This window comes from Kitasatospora azatica KCTC 9699 (assembly GCF_000744785.1).
GTDB lineage: Bacteria > Actinomycetota > Actinomycetes > Streptomycetales > Streptomycetaceae > Kitasatospora > Kitasatospora azatica.
The window spans coordinates 1,422,890-1,439,058 of the sequence record NZ_JQMO01000002.1; the positions used below are offsets into that span (position 1 = coordinate 1,422,890).

Below are 16,169 nucleotides of genomic sequence, written 5' to 3' on the forward strand. Positions count from 1 at the left end.
CCGTGGCAGGTGCGGCAGTGGAACGCCGGCTCGCCGACATCGAGCAGCGGTGCCGGGGCGCACTGGATCCTGCCGCGCTGCGCACCGAGGCGCTGGGCCGGCTGCGGCGGGTGGTACCGGCCGACGCGGCGTTCTTCGCCACCGTCGACCCGGTGACCCTGCTGTTCACCTCGGCCGCCGCCGAGGACCCCCTGGGCCCGGCGACCGCGCTGTTCCTCGACAACGAGTTCGGGCGGACGGACGTCAACAAGTTCTCCGCACTCGCCCGGGCAGCGGATCCGGTCGCCTCGCTGGACCGGGCCGCCCGGGGAGAGCGGTCGGCCAGTGCCCGCTACCGGGAGATCATGGCCCCGCTCGGCCTCGGCGACGAGCTGCGCGCCGCGCTGGTCACCGGCCACCACTGCTGGGGCGTGCTGTGCCTGCACCGGGAGGACTCGTCCGCCGGCTTCACCGCCGAGGAGCTCGCTCTGGTACGGCGGATCGCCCCGCATCTGGCGGCCGGACTGCGCCGAGCGGTAACCGCCGCACCGCCTGCGGGCGCCGGCCCCCGCCCTGGCGGCGTGGGGCTGATCCTGCTCGACGCCGACCTGCGACTCGTCTCGATGAGCCCCGAAGCCGAGCAGTGGCTCGCCGACTTCCCCGACACGGACCGGTTCCCCGACACGGACCAAGGAACTGCCGACCAGCGAGGTGCCGACCCGCTCCCGGTCGCCGTTCACGCGGTGGCGGCCGGCCCGGTGCCGTCGACCGTCCGGATCCGCGGCCGCTCCGGGCAGTGGATCGCGCTGCACACCACCCGGCTGGACTCGCAGATCGGGGTGGTGGTGGAACCGGCCCGACCGGCGGAGCTCGGTGCCGTGCTGCTCAGCGCGCACGGGCTCACGCAGGCGCAGACCCGGGTCGCGGCCCTGGTCATCCGGGGACGCTCGACCCGTGAGCTGGTCGAGGAGCTCCACATCTCCGCCAATACCGTGCAGGAGCACCTGACCGCCGTCTTCGACAAGTTCGGCGTCCGCAGCCGGCGCGAACTCGTCGCCGCGGTGCTCGCAGACCTGGCCGGGTCCTGAAGGCGGCTCGCCGGCGCCGGCCGCGCGCCGGTCCAACCGCCGAGCCGGGCGCCGCAGTCGATCGCCGGACGGGCTCTAGACCGCCATCGCCAGCATCAGCGGCGCTGCCCGCTCCGCCAGCAACTCGGCTGCCGCGCGCAGGCGGTGGGCGTTGTCGGCCGGGAGCGACATGGCCAGGCAGCCGACCGTGGAGCCGGCGGTCACCGGGACGGCGGCGCAGACCGTGCCGAGGGCGTACTCCTGGAGGTCGAGGACCGGGACGGTGGCGGGCTGGCGTTCGAGGCGGTGCATCAGCTGCTCGGCGTCGGTGATGGTGCGGGAGGTGAGGCGCGCGATCGGGTGGCGGGAGAGGTGGTCGAGGCGACCGTCGTGGTCGAGCTGGCTGAGCAGGCATTTGCCGATGGCACTGGCGTGCGCGGTGGCCTTGAAGTCGACCCATTCGTAGACGGCCGGCGCGTGCTCGCCGGCGGCCACCGCCTCGACCCGCAGTTCGCCGTCGTAGTAGCGGCTGAAGTAGACGGCGGCGCCGAGTTCGTCGCGGAGTTCGGCGAGTTTGTGCTCGAGCCGGATCCGGATCAGCTGCTCGCGGTTGGACTGGCCGAGCATCGCGAAGGTGCCGCCGAGGATCCAGCCTCCGTCGGCGAACTGCAGGTACCCCTCGGTGCAGAGCAGTCCGACCAGCTCACGCACCACCGGCTCGGGTAGCGAGGTGTCGCGGACCAGGTCCGCGAGGGTCACGCCGTACGGGTGGCGATCGGCTGCCTCCAGCAGGCGCAGCGCACGGCGCAGCGAGACGTGCGGGCCCGATTCCCCCTGGTCCAGCGTGACCTGACGACCCCGACCGTGTGCCGGCATGGGCCTCTCCTTCCGCTGCGCTCGGAAACTCGCCACCACCGTTCAGAGTATCCGCCGAGGGGTCCTGCGACGCGTAGGTTGGCGGATATTCGCGCCGCTGACGGGTATTGGCCGAGTGGCATATGCCAGTCGAGCGTGGACCGCCGGGAATGACGATGAGCTCCTCCCCCACTGCCCGGGGGGAGGAGCTCATCTGAGGGTGGGTCAGAAAGCACTCAGAGCGTCAGGAGAGCTCAGTTCTCGTCGGCGGAGCGGAGCTTGGCCACGGCGGCGGAAAGCCGGCTGCCGTACTCCTCGTCGGCGGCGTGGAAGTGGGCCAGGTTCTTCTCGACGATGTCGTCGCGGGTCACCTGGGCCAGGAAGCCGGCGATGTTGTCGATCAGGCGCGCCTTCTCGCCGTCCGACATCAGGCGGTAGAGCTCGCCGGCCTGGAAGAAGTCGTCGTCCTTGGTGTGGGCCGGCGTGGTGTAGGTGCCGGTGTGGCCGTTCAGGGCGACGGGGGCGGCCAGCGCGCGGTCGGTCTGGGCGGGGCCGTCGTACGAGTTGGGCTCGTAGTTCTTGCCGCGGCCGGCCTTGTTGAGCGCGTTGTAGCCGTCACGGCCGTAGTTGTCGGCCTCGGTGGCGCGCGGGGCGTTCACCGGCAGCTGGGTGTGGTTCACACCGAGGCGGTAGCGCTGGGCGTCCGCGTAGGCGAACAGCCGGCCCTGGAGCATCTTGTCGGGCGACGGGCCGATGCCGGGCACGAAGTTGTTCGGCGAGAAGGCTGACTGCTCGACCTCGCCGAAGACGTTCTCCGGGTTCTTGTTGAGCACCAGGCGGCCGACCTTGACCAGCGGGTAGTCGGCGTGCGGCCACACCTTGGTGAGGTCGAACGGGTTGAAGCGGTAGTCGGCCGCCTCGGCCACCGGCATCAGCTGGACGTAGAGGGTCCAGGACGGGAAGACGCCGCGCTCGATCGCCTGGTGCAGGTCGCGCTGGTGGCTGTCGGCGTCGCCGCCCACCACCTCGGCGGCCTGCGAGCCGTCCAGCGAGCGGACGCCCTGGTTGGTCTTGAAGTGGTACTTGACCCAGAAGGCCTCGCCGGACTCGTTGACCCACTGGTAGGTGTGCGAGCCGTAGCCGTTCATGTGGCGGTAGGAGGCCGGGATGCCGCGGTCACCGAAGAGCCAGGTGATCTGGTGCGTCGATGCGGGCGAGTGCGCCCAGAAGTCCCAGACGTTGTCGGCTTCCTGGATGCCGGTGTACGGGTCGCGCTTCTGCGAGTGGATGAAGTCGGGGAACTTCAGCGGGTCCTTGATGAAGAAGACCGGGGTGTTGTTGCCGACCAGGTCGTAGTTGCCCTCGGCGGTGTAGAACTTCAGCGCGAAGCCGCGCGGGTCGCGCACCGCGTCGCTCGAGCCCAGGTTGCCGGCCACGGTGGAGAAGCGCAGGAAGACCTCGGTGCGCTTGCCGATCTCGGAGAGGAAGTCGGCGCGGGTGTACCGGGAGACCTCGTCGGTCACCTCGAAGTAGCCGTAGGCGCCGGAGCCGCGGGCGTGCACCACGCGCTCCGGGATGCGCTCGCGGTTGAAGCGGGCCAGCTTCTCCAGCAGCTGCTGGTCCTGGATGAGCAGCGGGCCGTACTCGCCGGCCGAGGCCGAGTTCTGGTTGTCGGCGATCGGGGCGCCGGACTCAGTGGTCAGGATCTTGGACATGGGAGGGGTCCTTCAGGTACGAGTGTGCGGGTTTGCAAAGATTGCAAAGCCGGAACCGCAGGCATGCAAACTTTGCAAAGGGCAAAGGGAAGGTCAGACGCCCAGCAGACGCCAGAGCGCGGCGGTACGACGCGAGGTCTCGGTGCCGTCGGGACCGTCGGCCGGCTGCAGGGCCGCCGTGGCCGCGGTGACCTCGGCGGGGGTGGCCAGCGGACGGGCCGCCGCCAGGGTGATCGCCTCGGCACCGGTCAGCCCGGCCTCGCTGAGCGCCTGGCCGGCCTCGGCTGGCGGCAGCGCGTTGAACCAGCGCAGCGCCAGCGCAGCGCGGCCGCTCTCGGTGAGCTTGCCGACCAGTCGCAGCCGGGCCAGCCCGCCGTCCGGGTAGACGTTGATCCGCACGTGGGTCACCGGGCGGCCCACGTCGAGCCGGAGCCGGTGCCGGGTGTCCGGCTGCAGCCGGGTGCGCGGCAGGATCTCGAACCAGCCGTCAGCATCGGCGGCGGGGTCGGACCCGTTGGACGCGTCGTACCCCACCAGGTCGGCCCAGCCGGGAGCGTTGGCGACGAAGTGGCTCGTGTCCACCTCGACGGCAAGGACCTCCCCGCCCCCGGCCAGGGCGATCTGTACCCAGTCGTTGGCCTTGTCGCGCCGACGCCGGGTCTCCCAGCCCTCGCCCATGACGGAGGCGCGACCGGGAGCGTTCAGGTTGTGCGGGGAGGAGAAGTACCGGTCCGAGGCCGCCTCGGCCACGCCGCCGAACTCCTGCGCGGCCAGGTCGAAGGTGAGGCCGTCCAGGTCGCGCGGGTCGGGCAGCACCTCGCCGTGCACCCGCAGCCGGGCCACACCGCCGTCCGGCCAGATGTTCAGCCGGATGTGCGTGTACCGGGTCCGGTCGGTGACCTCGAACTCGTGGGCGGTGTTGCCCTGCAGCGCGGTGCGCGGCACCAGGTCGGTCCACTGCGCGGCGTCCAGCTCCTCGACCGAGGGGTGGCCGGCTATCGAGGCCGCCTGGACGGAGGCGGTCTCGGGGTAGTTGCCGGTGAAGTGCGCGGTGTCCACGATCACCCCGTGCACCCGGCCGGCCACGCCGAGCCGGACGATCGCCCAGTCGTGGTCCTCGTCGGTCGGGTGCGGCTGGTCGGCGCTGACGCCGCGGCGGCGCTTGCTCTCCCAGCCGTCCATGATCTGGCCCTTGTGGCCGAAGGTGTGCGGCCGGAACTCGGCCGGCTTGGCGACCAGCAGGTTCTCCGCGTCCGCGAAGGTGTCCTCGTTGGTGGCCACCACTCCGGCGCCGAGCAGCCGGGAGGCGAGGTTGACCAGCTCGGTGAAAGGAGCGGCCGGGGTCTGACTGTCACTCATGTCTCGTCGCTCCTCAGCGCGTTCGTGAAATCAGCGGGTGCCGAAGAATCAGCTGTGCCGAAGAATCTGCTGCCCGAAGGGCTCGGCGTTGACGTCCACCACCCGGCCGCGCAGCCAGGTGGCCTTGACGGCGCCGGTCAGGGTCTTGCCCGCGTAGGGGGTGACCGGGTTGCGGTGGTGCAGGCCGGCCGGGTCGACGGCGAACTCGCCGTCGGGGTCGAAGGCCACCAGGTCGGCGTCGTGGCCGACCGCGATGGCGCCCTTGGTGCCGTCCAGGCCGACCAGCGAGGCCGGCCCGCTCGCCATCCAGCGGACCACGTCGGCCAGCGAGTGGCCGCGCTTGCGGGCCTCGGTCCAGATCGCCGGCAGACCCAGCTGCAGCGAGGCGATGCCGCCCCAGGCCGCCGCGAAGTCGCCGCTGCCACCGTACTTCTGCAGCAGCTTCAGGTCGGGGGTGGACGGCGAGTGGTCGGAGACGACACCGATGAACTCGCCGTTGGCCAGCGCCGCCCAGAGCTTGTCGCGGTTGGACTCGTCGCGGATCGGCGGGCAGCACTTGAAGGCGGTGTCGCCGTCCGGCACCTCCTCGGCGGCCAGCGTCAGGTAGTGCGGGCACGTTTCCGCAGTGACCCGGACGCCGTCGGCGCGGGCCTGGGCCAGCAGCGGCAGCACGGCGGCCGAGGAGACGTGCAGGATGTGCACCCGGGCGCCGGTGCGCCGGGCGGTGTCCAGCAGCCGGGCCACGGCGGCGGCCTCGGCGTCGTCGGGCCGGGAGTTCAGGAAGTCGCGGTAGTGCACGCCGGGCACCTGCGGGGCGGCGCCGAGCACCGCCGGGTCCTCGGCGTGGATGATCGCCAGCGCGCCGATCCGGGCCTGCTCGGTGAGCGCGGCCTCCAGGTCGGCCTGCTCGACGTGCGGGAACTCGTCCACGCCGGAGGGCGCCAGGAAGCTCTTGAAGCCGAAGACACCGGCCTGGTGCAGCGGCTCCAGGTCGCCGGTGTTGCCGGGGATCGCGCCGCCCCAGAACCCGAGGTCGACCCAGGCCTGTCCCTCGGCGATCTTCCGCTTGGCCGCCAGCCCGGCCACCGTGGTGGTGGGCGGGATGGAGTTGAGCGGCATGTCGATGATGGTGGTGACGCCGCCGGCGGCGGCGGCCCGGGTGGCGGTCGCGAAGCCCTCCCACTCGGTCCGGCCGGGCTCGTTGACGTGCACGTGGGTGTCGACCAGGCCGGGCAGCAACGCGACCTCGCCGAGGTCGGTCAGCTGGGAGTCGCCGACCAGCAGCGAGCCGTGGGCGGCGATCTGCTCGATCTTCCCGTCCCGGACCAGCACGTCGGCGGGGCGCTCACCGTCGGGGAGAACCACGCGACGGGAACGGATCACCGCGGTCGACTGCTGCATCAAGGACCTCCGGACGGTTGCGGGTTGAGCTGCTTGCGGTGGGGGTGGCTCGGAGCCTAGGCCCGCCTTCAACAAAACGTCAATGTAGGAAGATACGATTAACCAAGCGGCAATCAGGAGGCAACGAGCAGGTCCCGGGCGAGCGTCTCGCCCGCCACCTCGGCCAGCTCCGCAGCCTTGGTGAGGCTGTCGCCGGGCTGCTCGGCGAGGTCGGTGAGCGCGTACGCGGCGGCGAAACCGGCCCCGCGCCACTCGTCCTCGGACAACTCCAACCGACCTGCCACAGCGGCCACCGGAACCCCCGCCCCGGTGGCCGCCGCAGCAACTCCGGCGGGGGCCTTGCCGTGCAACGTCTGCGCGTCAAGGCATCCCTCACCGGTGACGACAAGGCGTGCCCCACGCACGGCCTCGTCGAAACCCAGCAGTTCGAGCAGCAGCTCGATGCCGGGTCGCATAGTGGCCCCCAACAGGGCCAGGGCGCCGAATCCCACCCCACCCGCGGCCCCGGCGCCGGGGGCATCGCGGAAGTCCACGCCGGTGCTCTCGCGCACCACGTCGGCCCAGCGGGTCAGGCCGGCCTCCAGGACCAGCAGGTCCTCGGCATCGGCACCCTTCTGCGGGCCGTACACCGCAGTGGCCCCCCGCGGACCGAGCAGCGGGTTGTCCACATCGCAGGCGACCACGATCTCGACCCCGCCGAGCCCGTCCGCGAGCGAGCCCGGGTCGAAGCGGTGCAGCCGGCGCAGGGCCGCACCGCCGGGCGGGAGCTCGATGCCCTCGCCGTCGTAGAGGCCGGCGCCGAGCGCCTGGACCATGCCCGCGCCGCCGTCGGTGCAGGCGCTGCCGCCCAGGCCCAGCACGACGCGCTTGGCGCCCAGGCTGACGGCCCGTCCGATCAGCTGCCCGACCCCGTAGGAGCCGGCCCCGAGCGGGGCGGTGCGTCCGCCGGGTAGCCGGGCCAGGCCGGAGGCCTGGGCGAGCTCGACCACGGCGGTGTCGCCCTTGACGGCGATCGCGGCGTCCACCGGCAGCCCGGTCGGTCCGGCCACCTTGGCCGGGATCCGGGTGAAGCCGGCCGCCAGCGCGGCGGCCAGGGTGCCCTCGCCGCCGTCGGCCACCGGCAGCTCGCGGACCTCGACGCCGGGGACGACCCGACGGATTCCCGCGGCCAGCCGGGCGGCCACCTCGGCACCCTCCAGGGTGCCCTTGAACTTGTCGGGAGCTACGACCACATGGCCCTGAGTGGGGGTGGCGGGCATAGTGCGGGCCTCACTTCCGAGTCGAACTGATGGTGCTTCACTCAATGGTGCGACGCGTCGCAACTCAATGGCGTCGCAGCTCAAGGGCGTCGCCGCTCGAGGGCGTCGCCACCCGAGGGGTGCGGTCCCCTCCCCGCCGTTCCTCCCGTCCCGCTTCCGACGTACGGGAGGCTCCCCTCGGCGGGGAGGGGACCGGGCGGCGCCTGCGTGCGACCGAAGCACGCGCGCCGCCGGTTGGCACGACCAGCAGCGGGAGGATGAGCACCAACCCCGCTGCCGGCCGAAAGTGTCCTCCTGGTGACGCGGGCACGACCGGACAGGTACACGCCACCAGGAGGAGTCTGGATAACCCCGAGGGTTACTTGACCTCGCGGCCGGCGAGGCGCTCGACGCCGCGCAGCAGGGCCGAGTGGTCCAGCGAGCCGTCACCGTTGGCGCGGGCCGAGGCGACCAGCTGGGCGACCAGCGAGCCGACCGGCAGCGGGGCCTCGACGGCGCGCGCGGCGGCGGTCACGATGCCCATGTCCTTGTGGTGCAGGTCGATCCGGAAGCCCGGGGCGAACTCGCGGTTGACCATGTTGGCCTTCTTGCGGTTCAGCACGGTGGAACCGGCCAGGCCGCCCGCGAGGACGTCCAGCGCGGCCGGCAGGTCGACGCCCGCGTTCTCCAGGAAGACCACGGCCTCGGCCACGACCTGGATGTTCACGGCCACGATCAGCTGGTTGGCGGCCTTCACGGTCTGGCCGGCGCCGGCCGGGCCGACGTGGATGACCGTGGTGCCCAGCGCGTCGAAGAGCGGCTTGGCCTCGGCGAAGTCGGCGGCCTCGCCACCGACCATGATCGACAGCACCGCCTCGATGGCGCCGGCCTCGCCACCGGAGACCGGGGCGTCCAGGGTGCGGACGCCCTTCTCCTTGGCGGCCGCCTCGACCTTGATCGAGGTCTGCGGGGTGATCGAGGACATGTCGATCACCAGGGTGCCGGCCTTGACGTTCTCCAGCACACCGCCCTCACCGAGGATGACGGCCTCGACGTGCGGGTCGGCCGGGACCATGGTGATGACGACCTCGGCGTCCTTCACCGCGTCCGCGATGCTAATCGCACCGTGGCCGCCGGCCGCCACCAGGGCGTCGATCGCGGACTGCTCGAGGTTGAAACCGGTGACGTGGTGGCCGGCCTTGACCAGGTTGGCGGCCATCGGGCTGCCCATGATGCCGAGGCCGATGAAGGCGATCTTGCGGGAGGCGCTCATCGCGTCGCGTTCCTTACGTGAAGAAGTGGGGAGGGGATTACTGGTTGGCGCGCAGCGTGCGCGGCAGCCACTCGAAGCTGTCGGCGCTGACGCCGGTGGAGGGCTTGTACTCCAGGCCGACCGGGCCGGTGTAGCCGGCGGCGGTGACGCGCTCCAGCAGGGCGGCCAGGTCGAGTTCGCCGGTGCCGGGCTCGTTGCGGCCCGGGTTGTCGGCGATCTGCACGTGGCCGATCCGGTCGGCGTAGGTGTCGATGACGGCGTTCAGGTCCTCGCCGTTGACCGCCAGGTGGTAGAAGTCGCAGAGGAACTTGGCGTTGCCGAGACCGGTGGCGGCGTTGACCTTGTCCACCACCTCGACGGCGGCGGCCGCGGTGTGCAGCGGGTAGTCGGGGGCGTCGTTGCGGTTGAGCGCCTCGATCAGCAGGACCGCGCCGATCGAGTGGGCGGCCCGGGCGGCCAGCACGAGGTTCTCCAGGGCCAGCGCGTCCTGCTCGGCCGGGTCCACGCCCTCGACCCGGTTGCCGTAGATGGCGTTCAGCGCGCCGGCGCCGAGCGAAGCGGCAAGCTCTGCGGCCACCGCGATGTTCTCGCGGAAGCGCTCGCGCTCGGCCGGGACGGAGGCGGTGCCCTTGGCGCCCACCGACAGGTCGTCGAGGAAGTTGAGGCCGGTCAGCCGGACACCGGCGTCGGTGAAGGCCTTGCGCAGCGCGTCCAGCTCGGCCTCGGCCGGGGTGGTCTGGGTGCCGAACGGCCACCAGAGCTCGGCGGCGGTGAAGCCCGCGGCGGCCGCGGCGGCCGGGCGCTCCAGCAGCGGCAGCTCGCTGAACAGGATCGACAGGTTGATCGTGGCGCGTCCCTGCAAAGACGCGTACTCGGAAGCGGCTGTCACGTCCCTCACCTTTCACTTCTTCTCCCCCAGCCTTCGGCCGGGAGGCTCCCCTCATCGCAATTCCATGATGCGGAAGAGGGATTCTGCTTGGTGGAAGCTTGCCATGCCGACCCGAGGGACTGTCAAGCGTCCTGCAACAGTTTGTTGAACAACATTCTGTTGAAAGGTGCAGCCGTTGGACCTCCCCCGCCGACCAGTGCCTCGCTACAGTGAGCGCGTGCGATTGATGGTGGAGTTCACGACAGAACCGTTCGAGCTGGTCAGCTTCCCGGACCATGCGGTGGCCGCCCGCCGGGTGGTGGACGAAGCGGGCCTGGCCGTCTCGGTCGGCCCGTTCGGCACCAGCGCCGAGGGCGAGGCCGAGCAGGTCCTCGCGGCAGTCACCCGACTGCTGCACGACACCCTGGACGCCGGCGCCAGCCGGATCTCGGTCCAGGTCAGCGTGGTCCCGGAGAGCTCTGCGGACCCTGAGACCCCCGAAGGAGTGGGTTCGCAGTGACCGATGCCCTGGAGCACCCGCTCACCCTGGCGATAAAGCCGCTGCTCGACGCCGTCGGCGCGACCCCGCTCGCGGTCGGCGAGGCGAAGCCGGACGACGTGGTCCTGGAGTGGGAGGGCGAGCCGGCTGTCGCCATCCGGCTGCCCCACCTGAGCAGTGCGCTCGACCGCCTGCTGGCCGAGATGACCCGCCAGTTCGACGGCCGGCCGCTCAGCGAGCTGGACCGACTGGAGAAGCAGCGCGTCGTCGCCCTTCTGGAGGAGCGCGGCGCCTTCACCGTCCGACACGGAGTGGAGACCGTCGCGTCCGCCCTGGGCGTCAGCCGGTTCACGGTGTACAACTACCTCAACCGGCAGATCGAGGAGCCGAAGACCGGCTGACCAGGCCAGTCTTGCCGAGCGTGGATCCGGACACACTTGGCGGATCGCACACGAAACCGGCCGGACATCTCCGGCGGTTCGAAACGTAACCACCAAGGCTTCAACAAAGTGTTGACGGCCGGGGGTGGTGGATCTAGCTTGTGCGGGTGGCACCACTCTTCAGGAGGTCCACCCGTGACCAACCACCCCCACGCGTCAGTTGACGCAGCCGGCGCCCTCGCGGCGCTGGCGGCGGCACCCGCCGCCGAACTGGCGAAGACCCTCCTCGAGGTCTGCTCCAGCCCCAGCTGGGCCGCCGCCGTGGCGGCCGCCCGCCCCTGGTCGGACCGCGAGTCCCTGCTGGCCGCCAACGCGGCCGCGATGGCCGGGCTCAGCACCGCCGACCTGGGCGATGCGATGGCCGGCCACGCCCGGATCGGCAAGCCCAAGGCGGGCGACGCCACCTCCGAGCGCGAGCAGGCCGGCATCCAAGGAGTGGACCAAGCGCTCCTGGACGACCTGCAGCAGGCCAACGCCGCCTACGAGGCGAAGTTCGGCCACGTCTTCCTGATCTGCGCCACCGGCCGCACCGCGGAGACCATGCTCGCCGCGCTGCGCGAACGCTTCCCCAACGACGCGGCCACCGAGGCCGAGATCGTCCGAGGCGAACTGCGCAAGATCAACGACATTCGTCTCAACCGTCTGCTGGACGAGCCGGCCCACTGACCGGATCGTTGACCTGACGGACAGTCACCCCCTGCCACCAGTAAGGTCATTCACGCCATGACTGGCATCTCCACGCACGTGCTCGACACCAGCCTCGGCCGCCCGGCCGAGGGCGTCCCGGTCGAGCTCGCATTGAACACCGAGGGTGGCTGGACGGTGCTCGGCACCTCCGCCACGGACTCCGACGGCCGGGCCAAGGACCTGCCGGCCGTGGAGGCGGGCTCGGTCGTCCGGCTCACGTTCGACACCGCCGCCTACTACGCGCAGAAGTCGGACGAGACGCCGTTCTTCCCCGAGGTCTCGATCGTCTTCACGGTCGCGCCCGCGCAGCACCACTACCACGTGCCGCTGCTGCTGAACCCCTTCGGATATTCCGTCTACCGCGGAAGCTAGACAGCAAGGAGCCGATGATGGCCCACGTGCTCGGTCAGAACCAGTACGGCAAGGCGGAGAACCGGATCGTCCGGGTCTACCGTGACAGCACCCGTCACGAGATCAAGGACCTGAACGTCTCGGTCTCGCTCCAGGGCGAGTTCGAGGACGTTCACCTCACCGGTTCGAACGCCAACTGCCTGCCCACCGACACCACCAAGAACACCGTCTACGCCTTCGCGAAGGAGTACGGCATCGAGTCGGCGGAGGCCTTCGGCATCCTGCTGGCCCGCCACTTCGTCGACAACACCGAGCGCGGCGTGGTGCACAGCGCCCGGATCCGGATCGAGGAGTACGTCTGGGACCGGATCAAGACCCCGGACAACACCTCGCGCTTCATCGGCTCCGAGGAGGTCGGCCACTCCTTCGTCCGCAACGGCGGCGAGGTGCGCACCTGCGAGGTGGTCTACGACGGTGAGACCGTCCAGGTGATCTCCGGCCTCAAGGACCTGATCGTGATGAACACGACCAACTCCGAGTTCTGGGGCTACATCAAGGACCGGTACACCACCCTGCAGGAGGCCTACGACCGGATCCTGGCCACCCAGGTGACGGCCCGCTGGAAGTACTCCTTCAGCGGCCGCGACGGCGAGGCCCAGCCGAACTGGAACCGCTCCTACCAGCACGTGCGCCGCCACATGCTGGAGGCCTTCGCTGAGACCTACTCCTACTCGCTGCAGCAGACGCTGCACGCGATGGGCACCCGGGTGCTGAACAACCGCGCCGAGGTGGACGAGGTCCGCCTGGAGCTGCCGAACAAGCACCACTTCCTGGTCGACCTCTCGCCCTTCGACCTGAAGAACGAGAATGAGGTGTACTACGCCGCCGACCGGATGTACGGCCTGATCGAGGGCACCGTGCACCGCGAGGGCGTCGTCCCGGTCATCCCGGTCGCCTGATCCGAGGCACCGCCACCCGAGGGATTCTCACTCCGCCGTCCCGCCCTCGGGACCGCAGTACCGCTGACGGCGGTGACACCCTAGCCGGACCCCGCGCGGGCTGACGGCCCGTCACCCAGCCTCCCCGACGCGCCCTCAGCTCGCGCGGGTCCACGCGCTCAGCCCTCCCCCACTCCCTAGGAGTCACCATGGCAGTCCAGCCCCCGCCCGCCGACCAGCGGATCGTGATCGAGAACGTCGCGATCGCCACGGTCGACGCCAACGACACCGAGTACGCCCGCGGCCACGTCGTGATCAAGGGCAATGTGATCGAGTCGGTCGGCGACGGCCCGGCTCCGCAGTGGCTGGACAACGTGGTGCGCCGGATCAACGGCGAGGGCCACCTGATCACCCCGGGTCTGGTCAACACCCACCACCACTTCTACCAGTGGATCACCCGGGGCCTGGCCCAGGACAACATCCTCTTCGACTGGCTGGTCGCGCTCTACCCGACCTGGGCCCGGATCGACGACAAGCTGGTGCACGCCGCCAGCCTCGGCTCGGCCGCCGCGCTGCTCAAGTCCGGCTGTACCACCGCCAGCGACCACCACTACGTCTTCCCGCAGGGCGGCGGCGACATCCTCGGCGCCTCGATCGAGGCCGTCCAGTCGCTCGGCATGCGCTTCACCGCGCTGCGCGGCTCGATGGACCGCAGCAAGAAGGACGGCGGCCTGCCGCCGGACCACGCGGTGGAGAAGACCGAGGACATCCTGATCGCCTCCGAGGCGGCCGTGGACAAGTGGCACGACGCCTCCTTCGGCTCGATGCTGCACGTCGCGATCGCGCCCTGCTCGCCCTTCTCGGTCTCCACCGAACTGATGCGCGAGGCCGCCGTGCTGGCCCGCCGCAAGGGCGTCCGGCTGCACACCCACGGCTCCGAGACGGCCGAGGAGGAGCAGTTCTGCAAGGAGCTGTTCGGCATGGGCCCGACCGACTACTTCGAGTCCACCGGCTGGCTGGGCGAGGACGTCTGGATGGCGCACTGCGTCCACATGAACGACTCCGACATCGCCAAGTTCGCCGAGACCGGCACCGGCGTGGCGCACTGCCCCTCCTCCAACGCCCGTCTGGCCGCCGGCATCGCCCGGGTGCCGGACATGCTGAAGGCCGGCGTGCCGGTCGGCCTGGGCGTGGACGGCACCGCCTCCAACGAGTCCGGCGAGCTGGGCACCGAGCTGCGCAACGCCCTGCTGATCAACCGTCTGCACGGCCGCCCCGACGCGCTCACCGCGCGCAGCGCGCTGCGCCTGGGCACCATGGGCGGCGCCCGGGTGCTGGGCCGGCAGAACGAGATCGGCTCGATCGAGGTGGGCAAGCTCGCCGACCTGGCGCTGTGGAAGGTCGACGGCATCATGCACTCCTCGATCGCCGACCCGGTGGCCGCCCTGGCCCTGGGCGCGCTGCCCCCGCTGTCGGTGCTCTTCGTCAACGGCAACGCCGTGGTCGAGAAGGACACCCTGACCACCGTGAACGAGGACCAGATCGCGCTGGCCTGCGCCCGCGCCGCCAAGGAGCTGGCCTCCCGCGCCTGACCCTTCCTCACCATGAACTCCGGGCCGCCCAGGGACGGTGCGTGACCCGGACTCCGGCCGCTGCCAACAGGCGGCGACCGGACTGCAGCCCCGGACCCACGGCGAGGGTCCGGGGCTGTGGCGTACCGTCAGGCGGGGCACCGTAGGTTACGGCTGACCAGGAATCGTCCATCATGCGCCGAAAGAGACCATATGACCACCGTGGGGTCGGCGATCCCCGCTGCCCGACCGCCCGCCGTACTGCGTAGGACGCTGCGGCGGGCGCGGCGTCACCCGGTGCTCGCCGCCACTGTGCTGGCCGGGCTGCTGCACGTGATCTGGGCGCTGGCGCTGGCCAATGACGCGGGCGATCTGGCGGCCCAGTACGCCTGGACCGAGTTCGCCCGCCAGCACCCCGAATCGGCCTACAACCTGTCCTGGTACGGCGGCATGCACACCGCCTCGTACAGCGTGCTCTCGCCCTATCTGATGGGCCTGCTCGGGGTCCGCACCACCGGGGTGCTGGCCGGCACGGTCTCCGCCGCGCTGGCCGCCACCCTGCTGATCCGCTCCGGACTGCGCCGCCCGATGGCGCCGGCGCTGTGGACGGCGTTCGCCCTCTGGTGTGACGTCGCGTCAGGACGGGTGACCTTCGCGATCGGCGTGGCCTTCGGGCTCGCCGCCGCCGTGCTGGCCTTCACCTGTCCCGGGCCCCGCTTCCGGCGCACCCTGCTGGTCGTGCTGGCGGCGCTGGCCACCATGGGCAGTCCGGTGGTCGGGCTCTTCCTCGAAGTGGCGGCCGCCGCGCTCTTCCTGACCGGCCGTCGGCGGGACAGCTATCCGCTGGCGGTGTCACCGATCGTGGTGGTGGCCGGCACCGCGCTGCTCTTCCCGTTCAAGGGCCAGCAGCCGTTCGACTGGTGGACCGCCGCGCCGGTGGTGGCGGCCGCGTTGGCGGCGGCCTGGCTGGCCCCGGTCGGCTGGGCGGCGCTGCGGCGCGGGGCGGTGGTCTACGCGCTCGGGGTGGTGCTGGTCTGGCTGATCCCCTCCCCGGTCGGCAGCAATGTGGAGCGGCTCAGCCTGCTCTTCGCCGGCACCGTGCTGCTCGCCGTGCTGCTGGAGAGCCGGCCGGCCCGGGGCCGGGCGTTGGCCGTCTCGGCGGGCTTCCTGGCGGTGGCCGTCTGGCTGGCCGGCCGCACCGCCGGCGACCTGGTGGTGACCGTCCCGGTCTCGGCACCGGCCCGGGACGGCAAGGCGCTGATCGACGAGCTGCACCGGGTGGGTGCCGACCGCGGCCGGGTCGAGGTGGTGCCGCTGGCCTCGCACTGGGAGGCCAGCGGGGTGGCGCCCTACGTCGACCTGGCGCGCGGCTGGAACCGGCAGGCGGACGTCACCCGCAACCCGCTCTTCTACACCGACCAGCTGTCCGCCGTCGACTACCACGCCTGGCTGCTGCGCTGGGGGGTGGGCTACGTGGCCCTGTCCACCGACAGGCCGGACGATGCGGCGGTGGACGAGGCCGCACTGGTGGGCGCCGGTCAGCCGTGGCTGGCGCCGGTCTGGCAGCACGGCAGCTGGCGGCTCTACCGGGTCACCGACGCGAGCCCGCTGGCCGACCCGCCCGCCGTGGTCAGCCAGGCCGGGCCGGCTGCGCTGACCGTGCAGGTGCCCTCGGCGGGCCTGGTGCGGCTGCTGCTGCCCTGGTCCCCGTGGCTCGGCATCCAGGGCGCCACCAGCACCAATGACGGCTGCCTGGCGGAGTCCGGCGACTGGACGGTGCTCTACGCCCCGGCTCCCGGCACCTACACCATCACCGGCCGCTACGCCTTCACCCGCGGCAACCCCTGCCCGGTGGTGAAGGCCATCGGGCGTGAGCCCCGGTAGCACCGGCAGGACGGCGAAGGCCCGGTGACGCCCCCTCGGGGGGA

The 16,169-nt window shown here is 71.4% G+C and carries 15 protein-coding genes; 8 read left to right on the forward strand and 7 right to left on the reverse strand.

Annotation, left to right across the window (positions count from 1 at the left end):
* Positions 1-2 precede the first annotated feature (2 nt).
* Positions 3-1,067 (forward strand): LuxR C-terminal-related transcriptional regulator, encoded by a 1,065-nt coding sequence (locus tag BR98_RS06650; RefSeq protein WP_035843282.1) that lies wholly within the window; start codon positions 3-5, stop codon positions 1,065-1,067.
* 75 nt (positions 1,068-1,142) lie between these two features.
* Here the strand turns inward: BR98_RS06650 and BR98_RS06655 are convergent, their stop codons facing one another.
* The 7 genes from BR98_RS06655 to BR98_RS06685 form a co-directional block, all read right to left on the reverse strand.
* A complete protein-coding gene (locus tag BR98_RS06655) occupies positions 1,143-1,922 on the reverse strand; it encodes an IclR family transcriptional regulator (protein ID WP_051969375.1) in 780 nt (259 codons plus the stop codon).
* A gap of 233 nt (positions 1,923-2,155) precedes the next feature.
* A complete protein-coding gene (locus BR98_RS06660; RefSeq protein ID WP_035841078.1) occupies positions 2,156-3,616 on the reverse strand; it encodes a catalase in 1,461 nt (486 codons plus the stop codon).
* Between the two features lie 93 nt (positions 3,617-3,709).
* Positions 3,710-4,975 carry an allantoicase gene (alc, locus tag BR98_RS06665; protein WP_083976050.1) on the reverse strand — a complete coding sequence of 422 codons (1,266 nt, stop codon included), beginning with the start codon at positions 4,973-4,975 and terminating at the stop codon, positions 3,710-3,712.
* 48 nt (positions 4,976-5,023) lie between these two features.
* Positions 5,024-6,376, reverse strand: coding sequence for an allantoinase AllB (allB, locus tag BR98_RS06670; protein ID WP_035841079.1), 1,353 nt, complete (start codon positions 6,374-6,376; stop codon positions 5,024-5,026).
* A gap of 113 nt (positions 6,377-6,489) precedes the next feature.
* Entirely contained in the window at positions 6,490-7,635 is a 1,146-nt protein-coding gene (locus BR98_RS06675; protein ID WP_035841081.1) for a glycerate kinase, read from the reverse strand.
* Positions 7,636-7,993: 358 nt separating this feature from the next.
* On the reverse strand, positions 7,994-8,887 hold the full coding sequence (locus BR98_RS06680) for a 2-hydroxy-3-oxopropionate reductase (RefSeq protein WP_035841083.1): 894 nt from the start codon (positions 8,885-8,887) through the stop codon (positions 7,994-7,996).
* 37 nt (positions 8,888-8,924) lie between these two features.
* Entirely contained in the window at positions 8,925-9,749 is an 825-nt protein-coding gene (locus BR98_RS06685) for a hydroxypyruvate isomerase family protein (RefSeq protein WP_035841085.1), read from the reverse strand.
* Between the two features lie 244 nt (positions 9,750-9,993).
* On the opposite strand from BR98_RS06685, the gene BR98_RS06690 reads away from it, so the two are divergent.
* The 7 genes from BR98_RS06690 to BR98_RS06720 all read left to right on the forward strand — a co-directional run bounded on the left by BR98_RS06690 (position 9,994) and on the right by BR98_RS06720 (position 16,125).
* Positions 9,994-10,275, forward strand: a complete 282-nt coding sequence (locus BR98_RS06690; RefSeq protein WP_407639421.1) for a thiamine-binding protein — start codon at positions 9,994-9,996, stop codon at positions 10,273-10,275.
* Positions 10,272-10,655, forward strand: coding sequence for a helix-turn-helix domain-containing protein (locus BR98_RS06695; protein WP_035841088.1), 384 nt, complete (start codon positions 10,272-10,274; stop codon positions 10,653-10,655). Before BR98_RS06690 ends, BR98_RS06695 begins: the two co-directional genes overlap by 4 nt.
* 174 nt (positions 10,656-10,829) lie before the next feature.
* Positions 10,830-11,360, forward strand: coding sequence for a 2-oxo-4-hydroxy-4-carboxy-5-ureidoimidazoline decarboxylase (uraD, locus tag BR98_RS06700; RefSeq protein ID WP_051969376.1), 531 nt, complete (start codon positions 10,830-10,832; stop codon positions 11,358-11,360).
* A 57-nt stretch (positions 11,361-11,417) separates the two neighbouring features.
* Positions 11,418-11,753 carry a hydroxyisourate hydrolase gene (uraH, locus tag BR98_RS06705; protein ID WP_035841091.1) on the forward strand — a complete coding sequence of 112 codons (336 nt, stop codon included), beginning with the start codon at positions 11,418-11,420 and terminating at the stop codon, positions 11,751-11,753.
* Between the two features lie 17 nt (positions 11,754-11,770).
* Positions 11,771-12,691 carry a factor-independent urate hydroxylase gene (pucL, locus tag BR98_RS06710; RefSeq protein ID WP_035843295.1) on the forward strand — a complete coding sequence of 307 codons (921 nt, stop codon included), beginning with the start codon at positions 11,771-11,773 and terminating at the stop codon, positions 12,689-12,691.
* 188 nt (positions 12,692-12,879) lie between these two features.
* Positions 12,880-14,262: an 8-oxoguanine deaminase gene (locus BR98_RS06715; protein ID WP_035841093.1), complete on the forward strand. Its 1,383-nt coding sequence runs from the start codon at positions 12,880-12,882 to the stop codon at positions 14,260-14,262.
* Positions 14,263-14,454: 192 nt separating this feature from the next.
* The gene (locus BR98_RS06720; RefSeq protein ID WP_232247258.1) at positions 14,455-16,125 is read left to right on the forward strand and encodes an MFS transporter; all 1,671 of its coding nucleotides are present in this window, start codon (positions 14,455-14,457) and stop codon (positions 16,123-16,125) included.
* Positions 16,126-16,169: the final 44 nt, after the last annotated feature.

Bases quoted from the DNA above. Each gene is read 5' to 3' on its own strand.
- pucL (WP_035843295.1), top strand. From the start codon at position 11,771: ATGGCCCACGTGCTCGGTCAGAACCAGTACGGCAAGGCGGAGAACCGG.
- allB (WP_035841079.1), bottom strand. From the start codon at position 6,376: ATGCAGCAGTCGACCGCGGTGATCCGTTCCCGTCGCGTGGTTCTCCCC.
- BR98_RS06720 (WP_232247258.1), top strand. From the start codon at position 14,455: ATGACCACCGTGGGGTCGGCGATCCCCGCTGCCCGACCGCCCGCCGTA.
- BR98_RS06680 (WP_035841083.1), bottom strand. From the start codon at position 8,887: ATGAGCGCCTCCCGCAAGATCGCCTTCATCGGCCTCGGCATCATGGGC.
- BR98_RS06675 (WP_035841081.1), bottom strand. From the start codon at position 7,635: ATGCCCGCCACCCCCACTCAGGGCCATGTGGTCGTAGCTCCCGACAAG.
- uraH (WP_035841091.1), top strand. From the start codon at position 11,418: ATGACTGGCATCTCCACGCACGTGCTCGACACCAGCCTCGGCCGCCCG.
- BR98_RS06715 (WP_035841093.1), top strand. From the start codon at position 12,880: ATGGCAGTCCAGCCCCCGCCCGCCGACCAGCGGATCGTGATCGAGAAC.
- alc (WP_083976050.1), bottom strand. From the start codon at position 4,975: ATGAGTGACAGTCAGACCCCGGCCGCTCCTTTCACCGAGCTGGTCAAC.
- BR98_RS06660 (WP_035841078.1), bottom strand. From the start codon at position 3,616: ATGTCCAAGATCCTGACCACTGAGTCCGGCGCCCCGATCGCCGACAAC.
- BR98_RS06655 (WP_051969375.1), bottom strand. From the start codon at position 1,922: ATGCCGGCACACGGTCGGGGTCGTCAGGTCACGCTGGACCAGGGGGAA.